The organism is Streptosporangium sp. NPDC048886 (assembly GCF_055586905.1).
In genome coordinates, this window is the sequence record NZ_JBVJHH010000020.1 from 61,440 (window position 1) to 75,469 (window position 14,030).

The following is a 14,030-nucleotide window of genomic DNA, read 5'->3' on the forward strand; positions in this document are numbered from 1 at the left end:
ACCCTAGACAGCATGGCTGGTGGGGGTAGAGGGTCCGGGCGACCCGCGAAGAAGAAGAGTCCGACCAAGGGCACGGGCGGCAACGTCCGCCGTGGCCTGGAAGGCAAGGGGGCGACCCCGCCGGCGCACATGCGGCACTGGCACAAGGACAAGGCGCGCACCGAGCGGATCGAGCGCGAGGAGCGGGGCGGCCGGCCCTCCTCCCCGCGCACCCCGGTCCGCGGCAAGCGGAGCGAGGACGCCCCCGAATACATCGGGGGCCGCAACCCCGTCGTCGAGGCGCTGCGGGCCGGGGTGCCGGCGAGCACGCTCTACGTCGCCCTGCGCATCGACAACGACGACCGGGTCAAGGAGTCCGTCCGGATCGCCGCCGACCGCGGCATCGCGATGCTGGAGGTCGGCAGGGAGAAGCTCGACCGCCTGACCGAGGGGGCGATCCACCAGGGGCTGGCCCTGCAGATCCCCCCCTACGAATACGCCCACCCCGAGGACCTGGTCGGCATCGCCCAGGACGCCGCCGAGGTGCCGCTGATCGTGGCCCTCGACGGCGTCACCGACCCGCGCAACCTCGGTGCCATCGCCCGCTCCGCCACCGCCTTCGGCGCCCACGGGCTGGTCGTCCCCTCCCGCCGTTCGGCCGGGGTGACGGGCGGCGCCTGGAAGACCTCCGCGGGCACGCTGGCCAACATGGCGGTCGCCCGCGCGGCCAACCTGACCGCGACCCTGCGCGAATACCGCGAGGCCGGCCTGTTCGTGATCGGCCTCGACGGCGAGGGCACGGTCGACATCGGCGACGCCAACCTCCTCGACGGCCCGCTGGTCGTCGTCGTGGGCTCGGAGGGCAAGGGCCTGTCCCGCCTGGTCCGTGAGTCCTGCGACCTGGTCGTCCGCATCCCCATGAACGCCGCGGCCGAGTCCCTGAACGCGGGCGTCGCCGCCGGTGTCGCCCTCTACGAAGTGGCCCGCCACCGCCGTCGCTAAGGCCTGTCCGACAATTCGATGTGGCGGAGCCCGAGCATGACGGATGCGAGGGTGACGTCCGCGAGGTAGCGGCCGGCGAGCCTGTCGAAGCGGGTGGCGACGGCTCGCCACTGCTTGAGCTTGGCGAAGCACCGTTAGACCAGGTTGCGGGCTCTGTAGGCAACCGCATCGGAAGGTGAAGGGGCGGCCTCCGTGGCCACCCCTACGCCTGCGGTTGGCGATCTGGTCTTTCCGCTCGGGGACGACCGCCTGGATGCCACGCCGTCGCAGGTGCAGGCGGACCTCCTTGGAGGAGTGCCCCTTGTCGCCCAGGAGCCGGTCGGGGCGAGTGCACGGGCGCCCGATGGGGCGGCGTGGCCGGAGGGCGGCCATCATCGCTTCGAAGGCGGTGCGATCTGCGATGTTGCCGCCGGTCAGGTGGAGGGCGACGGCCCGGCCGCGGGTTTCGGTGATCAGGTGGAGTTCGGTGGTCAGTCCCCCTCGGGAGCGTCCGAGGGCTTGTCGTCTGCCAGGCCTTGTCGGTCAGCTCACCTCGTCGCACCACGAACGATCAACTAACCGCACCCGCTGTGATCATTTGCCGGACATCCCTAGGCCGGGGTCACGATCTGGATCAGGTTTCCGCAGGTGTCGTCGAAGACCGCCATGGTCACCGGCCCTGCCTTCATCGGCTCCTGGGTGAACGTCACCCCCAGCCCGCGCAGCCGCTCGTACTCCGCCTGCACGTCCGCGACCTGGAACGAGGTGGCCGGAATGCCATCGGCGACCAGCGCCTTCTTGTACGGTCCGACCGCGGGGTGTCCGCCCGGCTCCAGCAGCAGCTCCGTGCCCTCGGGGTCCTCCGGTGAGACGACCGTCAGCCACCGGGCCCCGCCCACTGGGATGTCGTGCTTCTTGGTGAAGCCGAGCACCTCGGTGTAGAAGTCGAGGGCCTTCTGCTGGTCGTCCACGAACACGCTGGTGACGTAGATCTTCACGATGACTGTCCTTTCCTGGTGACCGGCCACCGCTCGAAGATGGCGGCCAGGGGAGTGGTGTCGAGGTGGTGGAACTTGTACCGCCCCTGCTTGCGCGTGGTGATCAGCCCGGCCTCCTCCAGCACCGCCAGATGCTGGGACACGGCCTGCCGGGTCAGGCTCAGCTGATGTCGACCCGTCAGGCGGACACAGAGCTCGAACAGGGTCTGGCCGTCGCGCTCGGTCAGCTCGTCGAGGATGGTCCGCCGGGTGGGGTCGGCGAGGGCCTTGAAGACATCGCCCATGCGGCGAGGATAGGCAAGCCGTCACTTGCCTGTCAATGTGGAGAGGAGGGGAGCCTGCGTCCTCGGTGACACACAGGCTGAGCCCTCACAGGGTCGCCACGGCGACGGCCGCCAGCACCGAGGCGACGAAACCACCCGCGACCACCAGGGCCGCCGCGATCAGTGGCAGGCGCCGGCTCCACTCCCGCAGCCGCGGCGATCCCGTCACGTTCGCCAGCGCGTTCCTGCCTCGCAGTACGGCGACGCCGATCCCGGCGAGGGTGCCCGCCATTCCCACGCCGAACGCCGCCACCATGGCGAGGGCGAACGCGGCCCTACCGGTGAGCAGGCCGGTGAGCAGCAGCAGGAAGGCCGAGGGCGAGGGAAGCAGCCCGCCCGACGCGCCCATCGTCACGATGCCCCGCCACGTCAGCAACGAGGCGGCGTCCCCATGACCATGCCCGTGGCCATGCCCATGGCCGTGCCCGTGCCCGTGCCCGTGCCCATGGCCGTGCTCTCGGCGGCGGTTGCGCAAGTGCCGCAGAAGGAGGCCCACACCGACTCCGAGAACGACGAGCGAGGCCGCGAGCTGCAGCCACCTCGTCACGGTCCCCAGCGAGGGCGCACTGTCCACGGCCAGCCACCAGCCGACGGCCAGCACGGCCACCGACACGGTGTGCATGACCGCCACCACCACGCCCAGCAGGACCGCGTCACGAGCCCGGCCGTTGCCGCCGACCAGATATCCGGCCGTCAACGTCTTGCCATGTCCCGGCGCGCAGGCGTGCACCGCTCCCGCCGCCAGTGCGACCAGCAACGCAAGGGGCGGCACGACGTCGTTGTCCACCAGCGAGAACAGCTCGGCCGTCCACAGTTCGGCGAACGCGATCGGCGAACCGGGCGCGTTCGCCTCACCGTCGAAGCGCAGCACGTGCGCGGGGGCCGTCGCGGTGTGCAGCGCGCCCCCGCCTTCCGGCGTCGTGGACACCGTCCGGTACGCCCGGTCGGCCTCGATCAGTGCGGTGATCTTGAGCGTGACGGCACGGACCTCGGTCCGGCACCGGAAGCGCAGGACCGCGCCCGAGGCGGCGAGAGCCTCAGCCCGCACCGCCTCCAGCGCGCATGCCGTTCCGTCCTGCGCGACCTCGACGTGCTCGCCGAGGTAGTCGCCGACCCGCTCGCCCCGATCCGCGGCCGTCTCGTCGAGCCTCGCCAGGTCGTCGGCGGCCGCCGACCAGGTCACCTCGACCGTGTCGCCGAGAGCGGTGACCTTCGCCGCGAGCGGCGGGCCGAAGGGGTGTGCCCACCCCGGACCCGCCGCTCCCAGCAGGATCAGCGTCGCCAGGCTCGCGGTCGCGAGCAGGCGGACCAGAACCCGTGTCAGAACCACGATCACTGACCGGAACCGCCATGGCCGCGGACCCTCGTGGCCGCGAACGCGTGGATCGAACCGTCGTCGCTGAGCGCGAACAGCAGGTCGCCGCTCACCGACAGCGCCGACGCCACGCCCGCGCCCAGGTTGTACTCGGTCAGTTTGCGGCCGGTCGCCCGGTCGAGCGCCACCACACGCCCGTCCCAGGTCGTGGCGTAGACCACGGTCTCGGTCGCCAGCGCGTGCATCGCCGGAGACCCGGGGCCGGCCGCCGCGCACCCGGCGGCGACCCGCCACTTGTCATCCATCGGGCTCTCACCGGGCAGATAACCCAAGGGCGTCTCCCAGACCGGCTTGGCAGGGTCCGCCGAGGCCGTGTCGTAGGCCCTGACCACTCCGTCGACGCTCGCGACGTACGCCATCGCGCCCCGGGTCGCCGGGCTGGTCGCCGGGGGCGGCCCGGGTTCGCAGGCGCTCGCCGTACCGAGCTTGGCGTGCCACAGCACCTTCGCGCCCGCCTGCGGGTCGTGACCGCGGACGCCGGAGGTGGTCGCGGTCACCAGCTGCGTGTCGGTGAAGGCGGGCGAGGACTGGGTGAAGAGGTCGCCCCCGGTGTTCACCGAGGCCTGCTGTTCGCAGGTGGTCAGATCCATCGCGATCAGCGTCTGGCTGGACCCCGAGTGCAGATAGGCGGTGGTGGCACCGGGCCGCCGTACGGCGACGCTGTGGAACTCGCCCCAGCCGCCGGGCGCGCCGAACCCGCCCGGCAGACGGGTGCCGGTCTTCGCGTCGCGGCAGAGGACGGTGTCCCACGCCTGGTAGACCGCTACGGTGCGGCCGGGCAGGTCGAAGACGCTCACCGGTCCGCCTGCTCGGCCGTAGCGGCGCACGGTCGACCCCGTGGCGTGCTCGTCGTCGATCGTCTCCCACACCACCTTGCCGGTGCCCGCGTCGAGGGCGTAGACGCGTCCGACGCCCGTGGTGAGGTACACCTTGCCACCGTGCACGGTCGGGAAGGACTCGGCGTCGCCGTCCAGGTAGGTGCGCCACAGCTCCGCACCGGTCAGCGCGTCGTAGGCGAGCATCATGCTGTACGGCGAGTCGAACGCCTGCGAGGCGACGATCACCTTGCCGCCTGACACGGCCGCGCCGTTGAGGTGGAACTGCTCGCCGGTGTTGGCCGCCCAGCGCAGGTCGAGCCTGGCGCCCGGGTCGTCCTTGGCTGACGAGCGGGACTCCTCGTCACCGCCCTGCCTGGTCCAGTCCTGACCCAGGCCGGGTCGGCTGAGGCGGGAGTCGGCGACTACCTCGAAGGTGGTCTTGACCGCCGGCCAGGCCTTGCCCGCGGTGTCGACCGCGACCATTTCCGCGGTGTAGGTGCCCGGGTGCAGGCCGGTGATGCGGGAGCTGACCCTGGTCCACGAGACATGCGCCTCGGGGCACGGCTCCGCCGTACCGCCCGGGGGTGTGTAGCAGTTGACCCGGCCCGTGGGCTTGGCCGCGCGGCCGAACTCCAGGTCGCGGTCCTGGTGGACCACCCTGCCGTTGCCGGCGCGGATGGTCAGCGCGGCAGTGGCGGGGGTGCGGCCGTCGTCCTCGGCGTACAGCTCGACCGGGACGCCGCTCTTCGCGCCGTGCACGCTGCCCTGGGCCGGGCTGACCAGTGCGACGTCGTCGTCGATCTCGAACTGGCGGTGCGTGCCGGCGATGTAGCCGATGTCCTCGTTGTGCTTGGTGTTCGGGTCGTCGGTGATGCCGCTGAAGTCGAGGATCTTGTAGTCGGGCCTGGCGGAGTCGATGCCGTAGACGCCCATGTTGTTGACCTCGACCGATCTGGCGAACGCGCCGCGCCGATACTCGGCCTGCTGGTTGTGGCCGGCGGCGAACATCCGCACGTCGTACTTGGCCAGTTCGTCAACGGTCGGTTGCATGCCGGCGCCGGGACCCCACTTGGTGAACAGCGAGCGGTGCGCGAAGACCAGCACCTGCTTGCCGGTCGCGTGCCTGCGCAGGTCCTCACGCAGCCACTCCAGCTGCGGGGCCAGGCCTCTGGAGTCGTAGTTGTCCTCCAGGACCACGACGTGTCGTCCGTTGCGGTCGAAGCTGTACCACTCGGGGCCCATGTTCCTGCGCCAGTACTCCAGGCTGCCGCCGTAGCCGGTGGAGGTCGCGGTGCCGCCGACGTCGTGGTTGCCGATGACCGGATAGTACGGATGGCCGAGCGAGCCCTTGCTCAGGCCCTCGCGCAGGATGTCGTAGCCGCCCTGGCGGCGAGGCTCGGCCGCGTAGTCGGTCACGGTCAGGTCGCCCGTGGTCATGGTCAGCGTGGCGCCGTGCACCTCGGACATCGCCTCGACCTGGCCCTGCCAGCGCGGCAGCGCGTTCTTCGCCTCCGCGTCGGTGCGGTTGCCCACCTCGACGTCGGAGACCATCAGCCACTTCTCCTTCGGGTTGACGGCGTTGGCGTCCGGAACCAGCGCGAAGTCGAGCCCCTTGAGGGGGCCCTGTCCACCCGGCACCTCGCGGAAGAAAGCCGGCACGAAGTCGTCGCGCAGGACCGGCGTATAGCCGTTCGGCGAGACGACGCTGACCAGGTCGGTCTCCCTGCGCCTGCGGTCGACGGCCAACGTGTAGCCGCCGTCGGCCGCGGTGGTCGCCCAGACCGCACCGTCGGTGACGGACACGCTGGGCAGGCCCTTTTCCCCGGTATCCCTGACGCCGTCGCCGTCCTGGTCGGCGAAGACCGTGCCTTCGACGGTCACGAGGTCCGAGCCGGCGCCCGTCAGGGTGAACGTGACCGGGGTGCTCAGCGGGTCGTAGCCGTCGTTGGCCAGGAAGTGCGCTGTCCAGGACCCCTCGTCGAGGGCACCGGTGTCCAGCGTGACGGTTCCCGAGGCGAGCGGTGCCCTCACCCAGGTCTTCGACGCGACAGAGCCGGGCTTGTCGGCGGTGCCGTAAAGGCCCACCCAGTTGAGCGCGTTCGGCTTGTCGGTGGTGTAGCGGAAGGTGACCGGCTCGCCGGCCTTCGGGCTGACGGTGGTGAGCGCAAGCGTGCCGGTGGGGGCGGCCACGTTCGGAGCGGCGCTCGGTTGCGTGGTCTGGCTGGGTGCGGGGTCCGCCTCGGTGGCGCTCCCCGGATCGTCCACGGCGGCCAGCGCGGTGCTCGGCGCGAGCATCGCCATCGCGGCCGCGGCCGCCACGACGCCCAACCATCCCTTACGGCGACGCAGCCACATCAATCCGGTGGCGGCCAGTACCAGGCCGAGAAGCATCGCCACGAGGTACGGCGTCGGCCACGGTGAGGCGGGCGCGTGCGAACCGGTGGCGTCGACGACGGGGAGGGCGTTCGTCGCGTTCGAGGTGACACCGTCGAACTCCGTGACGATCTCCGACAGCCCGCCTGCGCGCAGCAACCCGGCCAGGTCCAGGCTGTCCACCGTGCACGACCACGCGAGCTCGACGACCACACCGCCGGGGATGCCGCCGGCGTCGCCGGACACCCCTTGAGCGCTGACCGGGCATCCACCTCCCAGAAGGCCCCTCGCCCAGGCTCCGGCGCGCTCGGGGGAAACGACGTCCTTGTGCACAACCAAGCGACCGCTTGTTAGTCCGGCCGTCGTGCCGACGACCAGCTCGGCATGGCTACGGGTCAGATGGGCGGACGCGGGACCAGCGCAGATGCCAAGCGTCACGGTCAGCGCCACGGCGAACACGCCGACGGCACGCATGGCCCGGGGTAAATAATGCTCTGTGTGTGACATGGCACAAAGCTAGACAAGTTGATCAGCCGGGATCGAGCCTTGCCGGGGATGTTCATCCCTTTCGCGCCATGAATTCACTTACGTCCCTGACGGCACTTCGACACCCTTTTGCGCCCGCACGCACCCGGATCCCGGCATGGCGTCGCTCCCCGGCGGACAGCATGAGCCGGTTGCCGGATTGTTCTTGTGAAGGTCAAGGCCGCCCGCGACCCGCCGCCCGATCCCGAGTGGTCGGTCGCCTCGATCGCCGAGCTGTGCGGCGTCAACGTGGGCACTCTCTACAGCCGCATCCCCGATCTCCGGGAACTTCGCTCAGGACGGCGGCCGGCCCTCACTCGGAGGGCCTGACCTCGGCAAGGTCGCTCGTTCGGGGCTGGTGACACGGGCGTCAACGACACCCCCAGGCTGTACGGCTCCCAGTGGGGGCGTGCAGTTTTCCCGGCTCGGCGGCTCAAGGGGCGATCCGTGGCCGCTTCCCCCGTCCCTCGGCCGGCCCCGTCTTCCGGCGGCCCTTTGACAGTATGTTGTCATTATGACAAGATGCTGTCATGAACAAGATCTACCACGCGGTATACGAGACCATGGCGGACTGGGAGACCGGGCACGCCACCGCCCACATCAGAAACGGCCACTACCACAGGGAGCCCGGCCGCTACGAGCTCGTCACCGTCGGCCTCACGACCGACCCGATCACCACCATGGGCGGCCTGCGCGTCACCCCCGACGTCTCGCTCGACTCCATCAAGGACGCGGCGATGCTCATCCTGCCCGGCGCCGCACTCTGGGATGAAGGCGACGAACTCTCCCCCTTCGCCCGCAAGGCCCGCGACCTGCTGGAAGCGGGCGTGTCGGTCGCGGCCATCTGCGGCGCGACGGCAGGGCTGGCCCGCGAAGGGATCTTCGACACTCGGGGCCACACCAGCGCCGCGCTGCCGTACCTGCAGGCGCAGCAGGGCTACGGCGGCGCGGAGCGCTACGTCGAAGCGCTCGCCGTGACCGACGGAGACCTCATCACGGGCACCCCCACCGCACCGGTCGACTTCGCCCGCGAGATTTTCGCCAAGCTGGACCTGTACACCCCCCAGGTGCTGGACGCCTGGTACCGGCTGTTCGCACACAACGACGCCTCGGCCTTCGAAGCGCTGATGGCACTATCGGACGTATGAGCAAGACAGGAGATCTGCTGTCGGAGGCCGCGCTCACCGTCTACCGCCTCAACGGGCAGTTCCTCGGCGCCGGCGACACGCTCGCCAGGCCGGCGGGGATGACCGTCGCCTGGTGGCAGGTACTGAGCGCGGTCCCCGACAAGCCCATGTCCGTGGCCGAGATCGCCCGGCTCCGTGGGCTGACCAGGCAGGGCGTGCAGCGGACCGCCGATCTGCTGGTGGACCAGGGCCTGGCCGAGTACGAGCCCAACCCCGCCCATCGCAGAGCCAAGCTGCTGCGGCCCACCGCGAAGGGCGTGGCCGCGATAGAGCGGATCGACCCCGACCTGGAAGCACTGGCAAACCGGGTGGTGGACGAGCTCGGCCTCGACGGGCTGAAGCAGATCATCGAGGCGCTCAAACAGCTCTCCGCCGCCCTCGACCAAGTCACTCGTCAGTGAGCGTCACATCGCCCCGCCGTCTCCGAACCGATCGGCCTTCGAGGAGGTTGAGTACAGAGATCAGCGGTCGGCCCGGGTCCGGAGATCCGGGCGATGCGCGAGTCGGACGCGGCACAGGTGCTGGCCGTCTACCAGGCGGGCCTGGGCACCGGGCAGGCCGGCTTCGAGACCACCGCGACGAGCTGGGGGGTTCACCGCCGGCAGGCTGCCACACCTGCGTTACGTGGCCGCCGACGCCGACACCGGGCAGGTGGTCGGTTGGGTGGCCGCCTCGCCGGGCTTGTCCCGGTGCGTCCATGCCGGGGGCGTCGAGCACAGCGTCTACGTCCACCCCGGTTGCCGGGCGCACGATATCGGCCGCGCCCCGCTGAGCGCGTTCATCGCGGTCAGCGAGGACGCCGGCGTCTGGACGGTCCAGGCCGGCGTCCTCGCCGGGAACGCCGCCGGTTTGGCCCTGCGTCAGGCGGTCGGCTTCCACGTCGTCGGCACCCGGGAGCGGCCCGGCCGCCACCACGGTGTGTGGCGGGACGTACTACTGGTGGAACGTCGCAGCAGCGTGGCCGGAACCTGAGCCGGAAGGCCCGGGGAACATCCAGCGGCCCCATCTGGTTACATCTGCCGTAACCGGTGTGCCCAGTGTCCCGGGCCTCACCTTTCGCCTTCGCGGATCACCGTTCGGCTGGAGCCGCGCTGCGCCTTTCGCCGAGAGGCGACACGCACACCGGTACGCACGTGGAAGGCCCCGGCCGCCTGGAACGGCGGCACGGGGCCTTCGTCATGTCCGGGCGGCCGTCGCGGAGTCGGCGGTCAGGTGCTCGGGTCCGGCGGCCGGTGGCGGGGCCGAGGTTGGATACGACAGCCGGATCAGGGCCAGGCCGAGCGCGGCGCCAACGAGCTGGGCGGCGACGACGCCGGGCACCGAGGCCGAGGCGATGCCGGCGAAGCTGTCGGTGACTATGCGGCCGAGGGTCACGGCGGGGTCGGCGAAGCTGGTGCTGGAGGTCGACCAGTAGGCGGCGCCGGTGTAGGCGCCAGCGGAACTCGCCCGTTCTTTCCGACTCCTCCCCTCAGCTCGGTGACGTCCGGGGCATAAGCCGACTACACTCATCAGGCGACCATGCCGACGTAGCTCAATCGGCAGAGCATCTGTCTTGTAAACAGAAGGTCAGGGGTTCGATTCCCCTCGTCGGCTCGCAGCGAAGAAGGCCCCTGAACAGGCATCACGCCGTCAGGGGCCTTCCTTTTGCCGGTATCATTTCCCGATCTTGCCAACACCTTTGCTGACAGCGGGAGGCTCGGTGGCTCTGGAGGAGCATCCAGGCACGTGGACCTATGATCCGGAAGCCGAGGGCACCTATGTCTACCTGCGCGGCCCGATCCCTTCAGGCGGCGCGGTGCGGACGGTCACGGCGGACGACGCGATGGTGAACTTCGATCTGGACAAGGATGGCAAGGTGATCGGCATCGAGATCCTCGCCGCATGGCCCGGGGAGTAGTGGAGGAACCCGGACATGAGCGAGGACTCTCCCTATGCAGGAGAGTCCTTGAGGGGGCGAAGATCTCGGTCCGAGTCTGACGGCCTGGGCGAAGACGTCCGCGGCCGTGGCGGCCTGCTCGTGGATGACGTGGGCGTAGACACGAAGGGTGATGGCCGGATCGGCGTACCCGAGGCGGGCCGCGACCACGTGAACGGGGACGCCGGTCAGGAGGAGCGTGGTCGCGTGGACGTGACGGAGGTCGTGCAGCCGCGCGTGGGGGAGCGGCGCGTCCGGCCTCGCCCTGTTGTGCGTCTTGATCGGCTTCGGCATGAGGGAGCTGACGGTGTCGGGGTAGACCGGCTCGCCCCATCCGGTGGTGAACACATAGTCGTCGGTCCCCTTCCAGGTCCCTGACCTTGTCTCGGTCGGCCTGCCGCTGTTCACGGCGTCGACAGAGAAGATCGGCTGTCCCGGCGTCGACGCTCACCACACGGGACCGGCCGCCCTCGGTCACCCGCCGGCAGGTAGGGCTTGAACCGGCCGCCGGCGCCGATGCGGGCACCGGCCGGAGACGACACCGCCATGAACGCCAGGACGTACGGATCGAGCGCGAGGCCGGACCGGGTGGACCCCATCCCGTAAGCGGCCTGCAGATACGTGGGCAGGTAGACGATCGAGCCACCGAGCAGCGAGGTGGCGGGCAGGGCGACGCGCGGCGCGGGGTTGGCGAACAGCCGCAGCGGAATCAACCCGGCCTCGACGGGCCCGCCCTCGCCGTACGCGGCGCGGAACTGCGCGTCGGCGGCGGCGAGGGTCCCCGCGGACACCACGGCATTTCGCCGACGCTACAGCCGGCCGCCATCTGACCCGCAACAGCAGTTAATCATCAGCCGATTTGATCCAGCGGACACACACCTTATTGATGCCGATTCGACCCTTTAGGGGAAATATGCGATATCGCCCACTCGCTCTCCTGGCCGCCGCGGCGATCGTGCTGGCCGGCCCGTCCGCGTTCGCTCAGGTCAAGCACCATTCCCCCGCCGGTGACCCCGCCGGCGCGGTCCTGCTGGCGCGCGCCACGCTCCCCGCCTACACGCTGGCCCCCGGCCCCGCCTCCGGAGCCTTCAGCGACCCCAACAACGGTATGACCCCGCCCTACCCCAGCCAGGTCGTCCTGGGCATCTCCTCCATGCTTCCCGCCGACCACGGCTCCTACTGGGCCATGCCGGACAACGGGTTCGGCACGAAGGGCAACTCCGTCGACTTCCTGCTGCGGCTCTACCGCTTCACCCCGCACTGGGAGACGGAACGCGGCGGCGCCGGGACCATCGACGTGGGCCGCTTCCTCTCGCTCCGCGACCCGGATCACCGGATCCCCTTCCCGATCGTCAACGAGAACACCGCGGATCGGCTGCTCACCGGCGGCGACTTCGACGTCGAGTCGGTGACCCGGGTGCCCGACGGATCGATGTGGATCGGCGACGAGTTCGGCCCGTTCCTCCTGCACTTCGACCGCACCGGCAAACTGCTGCAGGCACCGGTCGCCCACCCCGCGCTCAAGACCCCGTCGAACCCGAACCTGGCCCCCGGAGAGACGCCGACGGTGCAGGGCAGCCGCGGTTACGAGGCCCTCGCCTCCTCCCCTGACGGGCGCTACCTCTATCCCGCCGTGGAAGGAGCCCTGCCGGGCGACGACAACCGGCTCCGGCGCCACATCCACGAGTTCGACACCCGCGCGAACCGCTACACCGGTCGCACCTGGCAGTATCGGACGGACGGCGAGGACTATCGCATCGCCGACATGCAGTCTCTTGACGCCAACCGGGCCGTCCTGATCGAGCGGGAGGACGACGAGGGGCCGGCCGCCACCTTCAAGCGCGTCTACCTCATCGACCGTCGCCATGTCGACGCCGACGGTTTCCTGGTCAAGACCGAGGTCGCGGATCTGCTCAACCTGCGCAACCCTGCCCTCATCGGCTCGCACGACCCGGTCGGAGGCTACGGCCTCGGCAACCCCTTCAAGTTCCCCCTGCAGTCCGTGGAGGCGCTGCTTCCCCTGCCGGGAAACCGGATCCTCATCATGCAGGACAACAACTTCCCGGACAGCACCGGTCGTGTCCCGGGCAAGACGGACGCCACCGAAATGATCATGATCGGCTTCGGCAGAGCCAAGAACGACACGGCCTCCACGACCGACTCCGGGCCCGAGTGATCGGCCTCGCCTCCCGCCCATGACAGCGGGCGGCCGAGACTCCTGGTTTCGCATGATCCTCGGGGGGTGTGACTCGGTCGCCCGTCAGGTCGTCCGACGAGCGTGCGGCACGGAGTGGGACCTGCCCAGGGGCCGGGCGCCGTGCCGCTGAGCCGAGGACGGTCCGCGTCCCGTCGAGCGCGGACCATCAACGGCTGATCGGTGCGCGGAGCACGGCCGGACCGCCGGGTACGGTGCTCAGGCCGAGCGCGACCACCTCCTCACCCCGCACGGCCGCCGACAGCTCCATGGTCAGCCCCATGCCCCTGGCGGTGAAGCTCCCCGCCGGGATCCGGCTGCCGTCGCGGTGCTCCAGCCAGACAAGGTAGCGCTGACCTGTGGTCAGGCCGCTGACCGACAGGTCCACGGCCGTGCCCCACTGGCGGGCGTCCAACTCGGCGGAGACCTGCATGCCGCCCGATCCGTACGCCACCGTGGGCCTGTCCGTGCCGGACAACCCGGAGAACAGCGTCACCCCCGCGATCGCGGCCGCCGCCGCCAGCCCGCCGGCCCAGGCCAGCCCGCGCCGGCGCCTGCGCGCGTGCCGGGCGCCGACGGCGGTCAGCACGCTCTCGCGCAGCCAGGGCGGCGGCGCGGGCGGCGGGGACACGCGGTCGGGGTCGGCATGGCCGAGCGCGCCGGCCATCGCGCGCAGCCCGTCCAACTCGGCCCGGCAGCCCGGGCAGCCGTCGGTGTGCGCGAGCAGCGCGGCGGTCTCGGTCTTCGGCAGGCGGCCGAGCGCGTGCATCCCAAGAAGGGGCTGATAGTCGCGGCAGCTAGTCACCGTCCCACCCCATCTCCTCCATGACCAGGCGGAGCGCCTTGAGCGCGTAGAACACCCTGCTTCGCACCGTACCCGGAGGAATGCGCAGTTCGGCGGCGACCTCGGCAGGCGCCCGGTCACGCAGATGGACCTCCACCAGGATGTGCCGCTGCTGCGGCGACAGGCGCCGTAGCGCCTCCTCCACCTGCATGCCGAGCAGCAGCCCCTCCAGATCGTTGCCCGTCGGCCGGTCCTCCCCCTGCCCGGCCGCGAGCTGAGGCCGCACGGACCGCGCCCGTATCAGGTCGATCACCACATTCCTGCAGATCGCGAAGAGCCAGGTGCGCAGGGACGACTGCCGGTGGTCATACCGGGCCGCGGTACGCCAGGCGCGGACGAAGGTCTCCTGCACCGCGTCCTCTGCCAGCCCGGGATCACCCAGCGACCGGCTGGCGAAGGCGAACAGCTCGCCTCCGTGATCGTCGTAGACCGCCCGCAATGTGGCCTCGTCATCCAACCGCACGCATCCTCCTCTCGTTTTCCGGGGCATACGGAATGGATCGCTGCGGTGTTCATCC

Annotated in this window: 15 protein-coding genes, 1 tRNA gene and 2 pseudogenes; 8 read left to right on the forward strand and 10 right to left on the reverse strand. The window is 70.5% G+C overall.

The genetic code is table 11. The features are described 5' to 3' along the window. The first annotated feature begins 12 nt into the window (after positions 1 to 12). Positions 13 to 981 (forward strand): 23S rRNA (guanosine(2251)-2'-O)-methyltransferase RlmB, encoded by a 969-nt coding sequence (gene rlmB, locus ACZ6R6_RS24770; RefSeq protein WP_470097013.1) that lies wholly within the window; start codon positions 13 to 15, stop codon positions 979 to 981. Between the two features lie 219 nt (positions 982 to 1,200). On the opposite strand, the pseudogene ACZ6R6_RS24775 reads toward rlmB, so the two are convergent. The 5 genes and pseudogenes from ACZ6R6_RS24775 to ACZ6R6_RS24795 all read right to left on the reverse strand — a co-directional run. Continuing rightward, positions 1,201 to 1,455: pseudogene (locus ACZ6R6_RS24775) on the reverse strand (transposase); the annotation flags it as partial. Between the two features lie 116 nt (positions 1,456 to 1,571). Then, positions 1,572 to 1,958 carry a VOC family protein gene (locus ACZ6R6_RS24780; RefSeq protein ID WP_470097014.1) on the reverse strand — a complete coding sequence of 129 codons (387 nt, stop codon included), beginning with the start codon at positions 1,956 to 1,958 and terminating at the stop codon, positions 1,572 to 1,574. Then, positions 1,955 to 2,242 carry an ArsR/SmtB family transcription factor gene (locus ACZ6R6_RS24785; protein ID WP_470097016.1) on the reverse strand — a complete coding sequence of 96 codons (288 nt, stop codon included), beginning with the start codon at positions 2,240 to 2,242 and terminating at the stop codon, positions 1,955 to 1,957. The genes ACZ6R6_RS24780 and ACZ6R6_RS24785 overlap by 4 nt, the downstream gene beginning before the upstream one ends. A gap of 85 nt (positions 2,243 to 2,327) precedes the next feature. After that, the gene (locus tag ACZ6R6_RS24790) at positions 2,328 to 3,611 is read right to left on the reverse strand and encodes a hypothetical protein (protein ID WP_470097018.1); all 1,284 of its coding nucleotides are present in this window, start codon (positions 3,609 to 3,611) and stop codon (positions 2,328 to 2,330) included. 2 nt (positions 3,612 to 3,613) lie between these two features. Continuing rightward, a complete protein-coding gene (locus ACZ6R6_RS24795; RefSeq protein WP_470097020.1) occupies positions 3,614 to 7,093 on the reverse strand; it encodes an outer membrane protein assembly factor BamB family protein in 3,480 nt (1,159 codons plus the stop codon). A gap of 447 nt (positions 7,094 to 7,540) precedes the next feature. Between ACZ6R6_RS24795 and ACZ6R6_RS24800 the strand changes: the two genes are divergently transcribed. The 4 genes from ACZ6R6_RS24800 (at position 7,541) to ACZ6R6_RS24815 (ending at position 9,531) form a co-directional block, all read left to right on the forward strand. Beyond that, positions 7,541 to 7,702 (forward strand): hypothetical protein, encoded by a 162-nt coding sequence (locus tag ACZ6R6_RS24800; protein ID WP_470097022.1) that lies wholly within the window; start codon positions 7,541 to 7,543, stop codon positions 7,700 to 7,702. A 200-nt stretch (positions 7,703 to 7,902) separates the two neighbouring features. Then, entirely contained in the window at positions 7,903 to 8,520 is a 618-nt protein-coding gene (locus ACZ6R6_RS24805) for a DJ-1/PfpI family protein (protein WP_470097024.1), read from the forward strand. Next, positions 8,517 to 8,960, forward strand: a complete 444-nt coding sequence (locus ACZ6R6_RS24810) for a MarR family winged helix-turn-helix transcriptional regulator (protein ID WP_470097026.1) — start codon at positions 8,517 to 8,519, stop codon at positions 8,958 to 8,960. The genes ACZ6R6_RS24805 and ACZ6R6_RS24810 overlap by 4 nt, the downstream gene beginning before the upstream one ends. A 223-nt stretch (positions 8,961 to 9,183) precedes the next feature. Then, positions 9,184 to 9,531, forward strand: coding sequence for a GNAT family N-acetyltransferase (locus ACZ6R6_RS24815; RefSeq protein WP_470097027.1), 348 nt, complete (start codon positions 9,184 to 9,186; stop codon positions 9,529 to 9,531). A 204-nt stretch (positions 9,532 to 9,735) separates the two neighbouring features. Here ACZ6R6_RS24815 and ACZ6R6_RS24820 read toward each other — a convergent pair whose 3' ends face one another. Continuing rightward, positions 9,736 to 10,068, reverse strand: coding sequence for a hypothetical protein (locus tag ACZ6R6_RS24820; RefSeq protein ID WP_470097029.1), 333 nt, complete (start codon positions 10,066 to 10,068; stop codon positions 9,736 to 9,738). 11 nt (positions 10,069 to 10,079) lie between these two features. On the opposite strand from ACZ6R6_RS24820, the gene ACZ6R6_RS24825 reads away from it, so the two are divergent. Beyond that, positions 10,080 to 10,152 (forward strand) — tRNA-Thr (locus ACZ6R6_RS24825). A gap of 106 nt (positions 10,153 to 10,258) precedes the next feature. Then, on the forward strand, positions 10,259 to 10,456 hold the full coding sequence (locus ACZ6R6_RS24830; RefSeq protein ID WP_470097031.1) for a DUF2283 domain-containing protein: 198 nt from the start codon (positions 10,259 to 10,261) through the stop codon (positions 10,454 to 10,456). A 138-nt stretch (positions 10,457 to 10,594) separates the two neighbouring features. Here the strand turns inward: ACZ6R6_RS24830 and ACZ6R6_RS24835 are convergent. Both ACZ6R6_RS24835 and ACZ6R6_RS24840 read right to left on the reverse strand, forming a co-directional pair. Next, positions 10,595 to 10,882, reverse strand: a pseudogene (locus ACZ6R6_RS24835) (tyrosine-type recombinase/integrase); the annotation flags it as partial. Next, the gene (locus tag ACZ6R6_RS24840; RefSeq protein WP_470097032.1) at positions 10,879 to 11,265 is read right to left on the reverse strand and encodes a hypothetical protein; all 387 of its coding nucleotides are present in this window, start codon (positions 11,263 to 11,265) and stop codon (positions 10,879 to 10,881) included. The gene ACZ6R6_RS24840 and the pseudogene ACZ6R6_RS24835, both read right to left, overlap by 4 nt. 122 nt (positions 11,266 to 11,387) lie before the next feature. On the opposite strand from ACZ6R6_RS24840, the gene ACZ6R6_RS24845 reads away from it, so the two are divergent. Continuing rightward, entirely contained in the window at positions 11,388 to 12,650 is a 1,263-nt protein-coding gene (locus ACZ6R6_RS24845) for an esterase-like activity of phytase family protein (protein WP_470097034.1), read from the forward strand. Between the two features lie 187 nt (positions 12,651 to 12,837). Here ACZ6R6_RS24845 and ACZ6R6_RS24850 read toward each other — a convergent pair whose 3' ends face one another. Both ACZ6R6_RS24850 and ACZ6R6_RS24855 read right to left on the reverse strand, forming a co-directional pair. Further along, the gene (locus ACZ6R6_RS24850) at positions 12,838 to 13,473 is read right to left on the reverse strand and encodes an anti-sigma factor family protein (protein ID WP_470097036.1); all 636 of its coding nucleotides are present in this window, start codon (positions 13,471 to 13,473) and stop codon (positions 12,838 to 12,840) included. Beyond that, a complete protein-coding gene (locus ACZ6R6_RS24855; protein ID WP_470097037.1) occupies positions 13,466 to 13,975 on the reverse strand; it encodes a sigma-70 family RNA polymerase sigma factor in 510 nt (169 codons plus the stop codon). Before ACZ6R6_RS24855 ends, ACZ6R6_RS24850 begins: the two co-directional genes overlap by 8 nt. Positions 13,976 to 14,030: the final 55 nt, after the last annotated feature.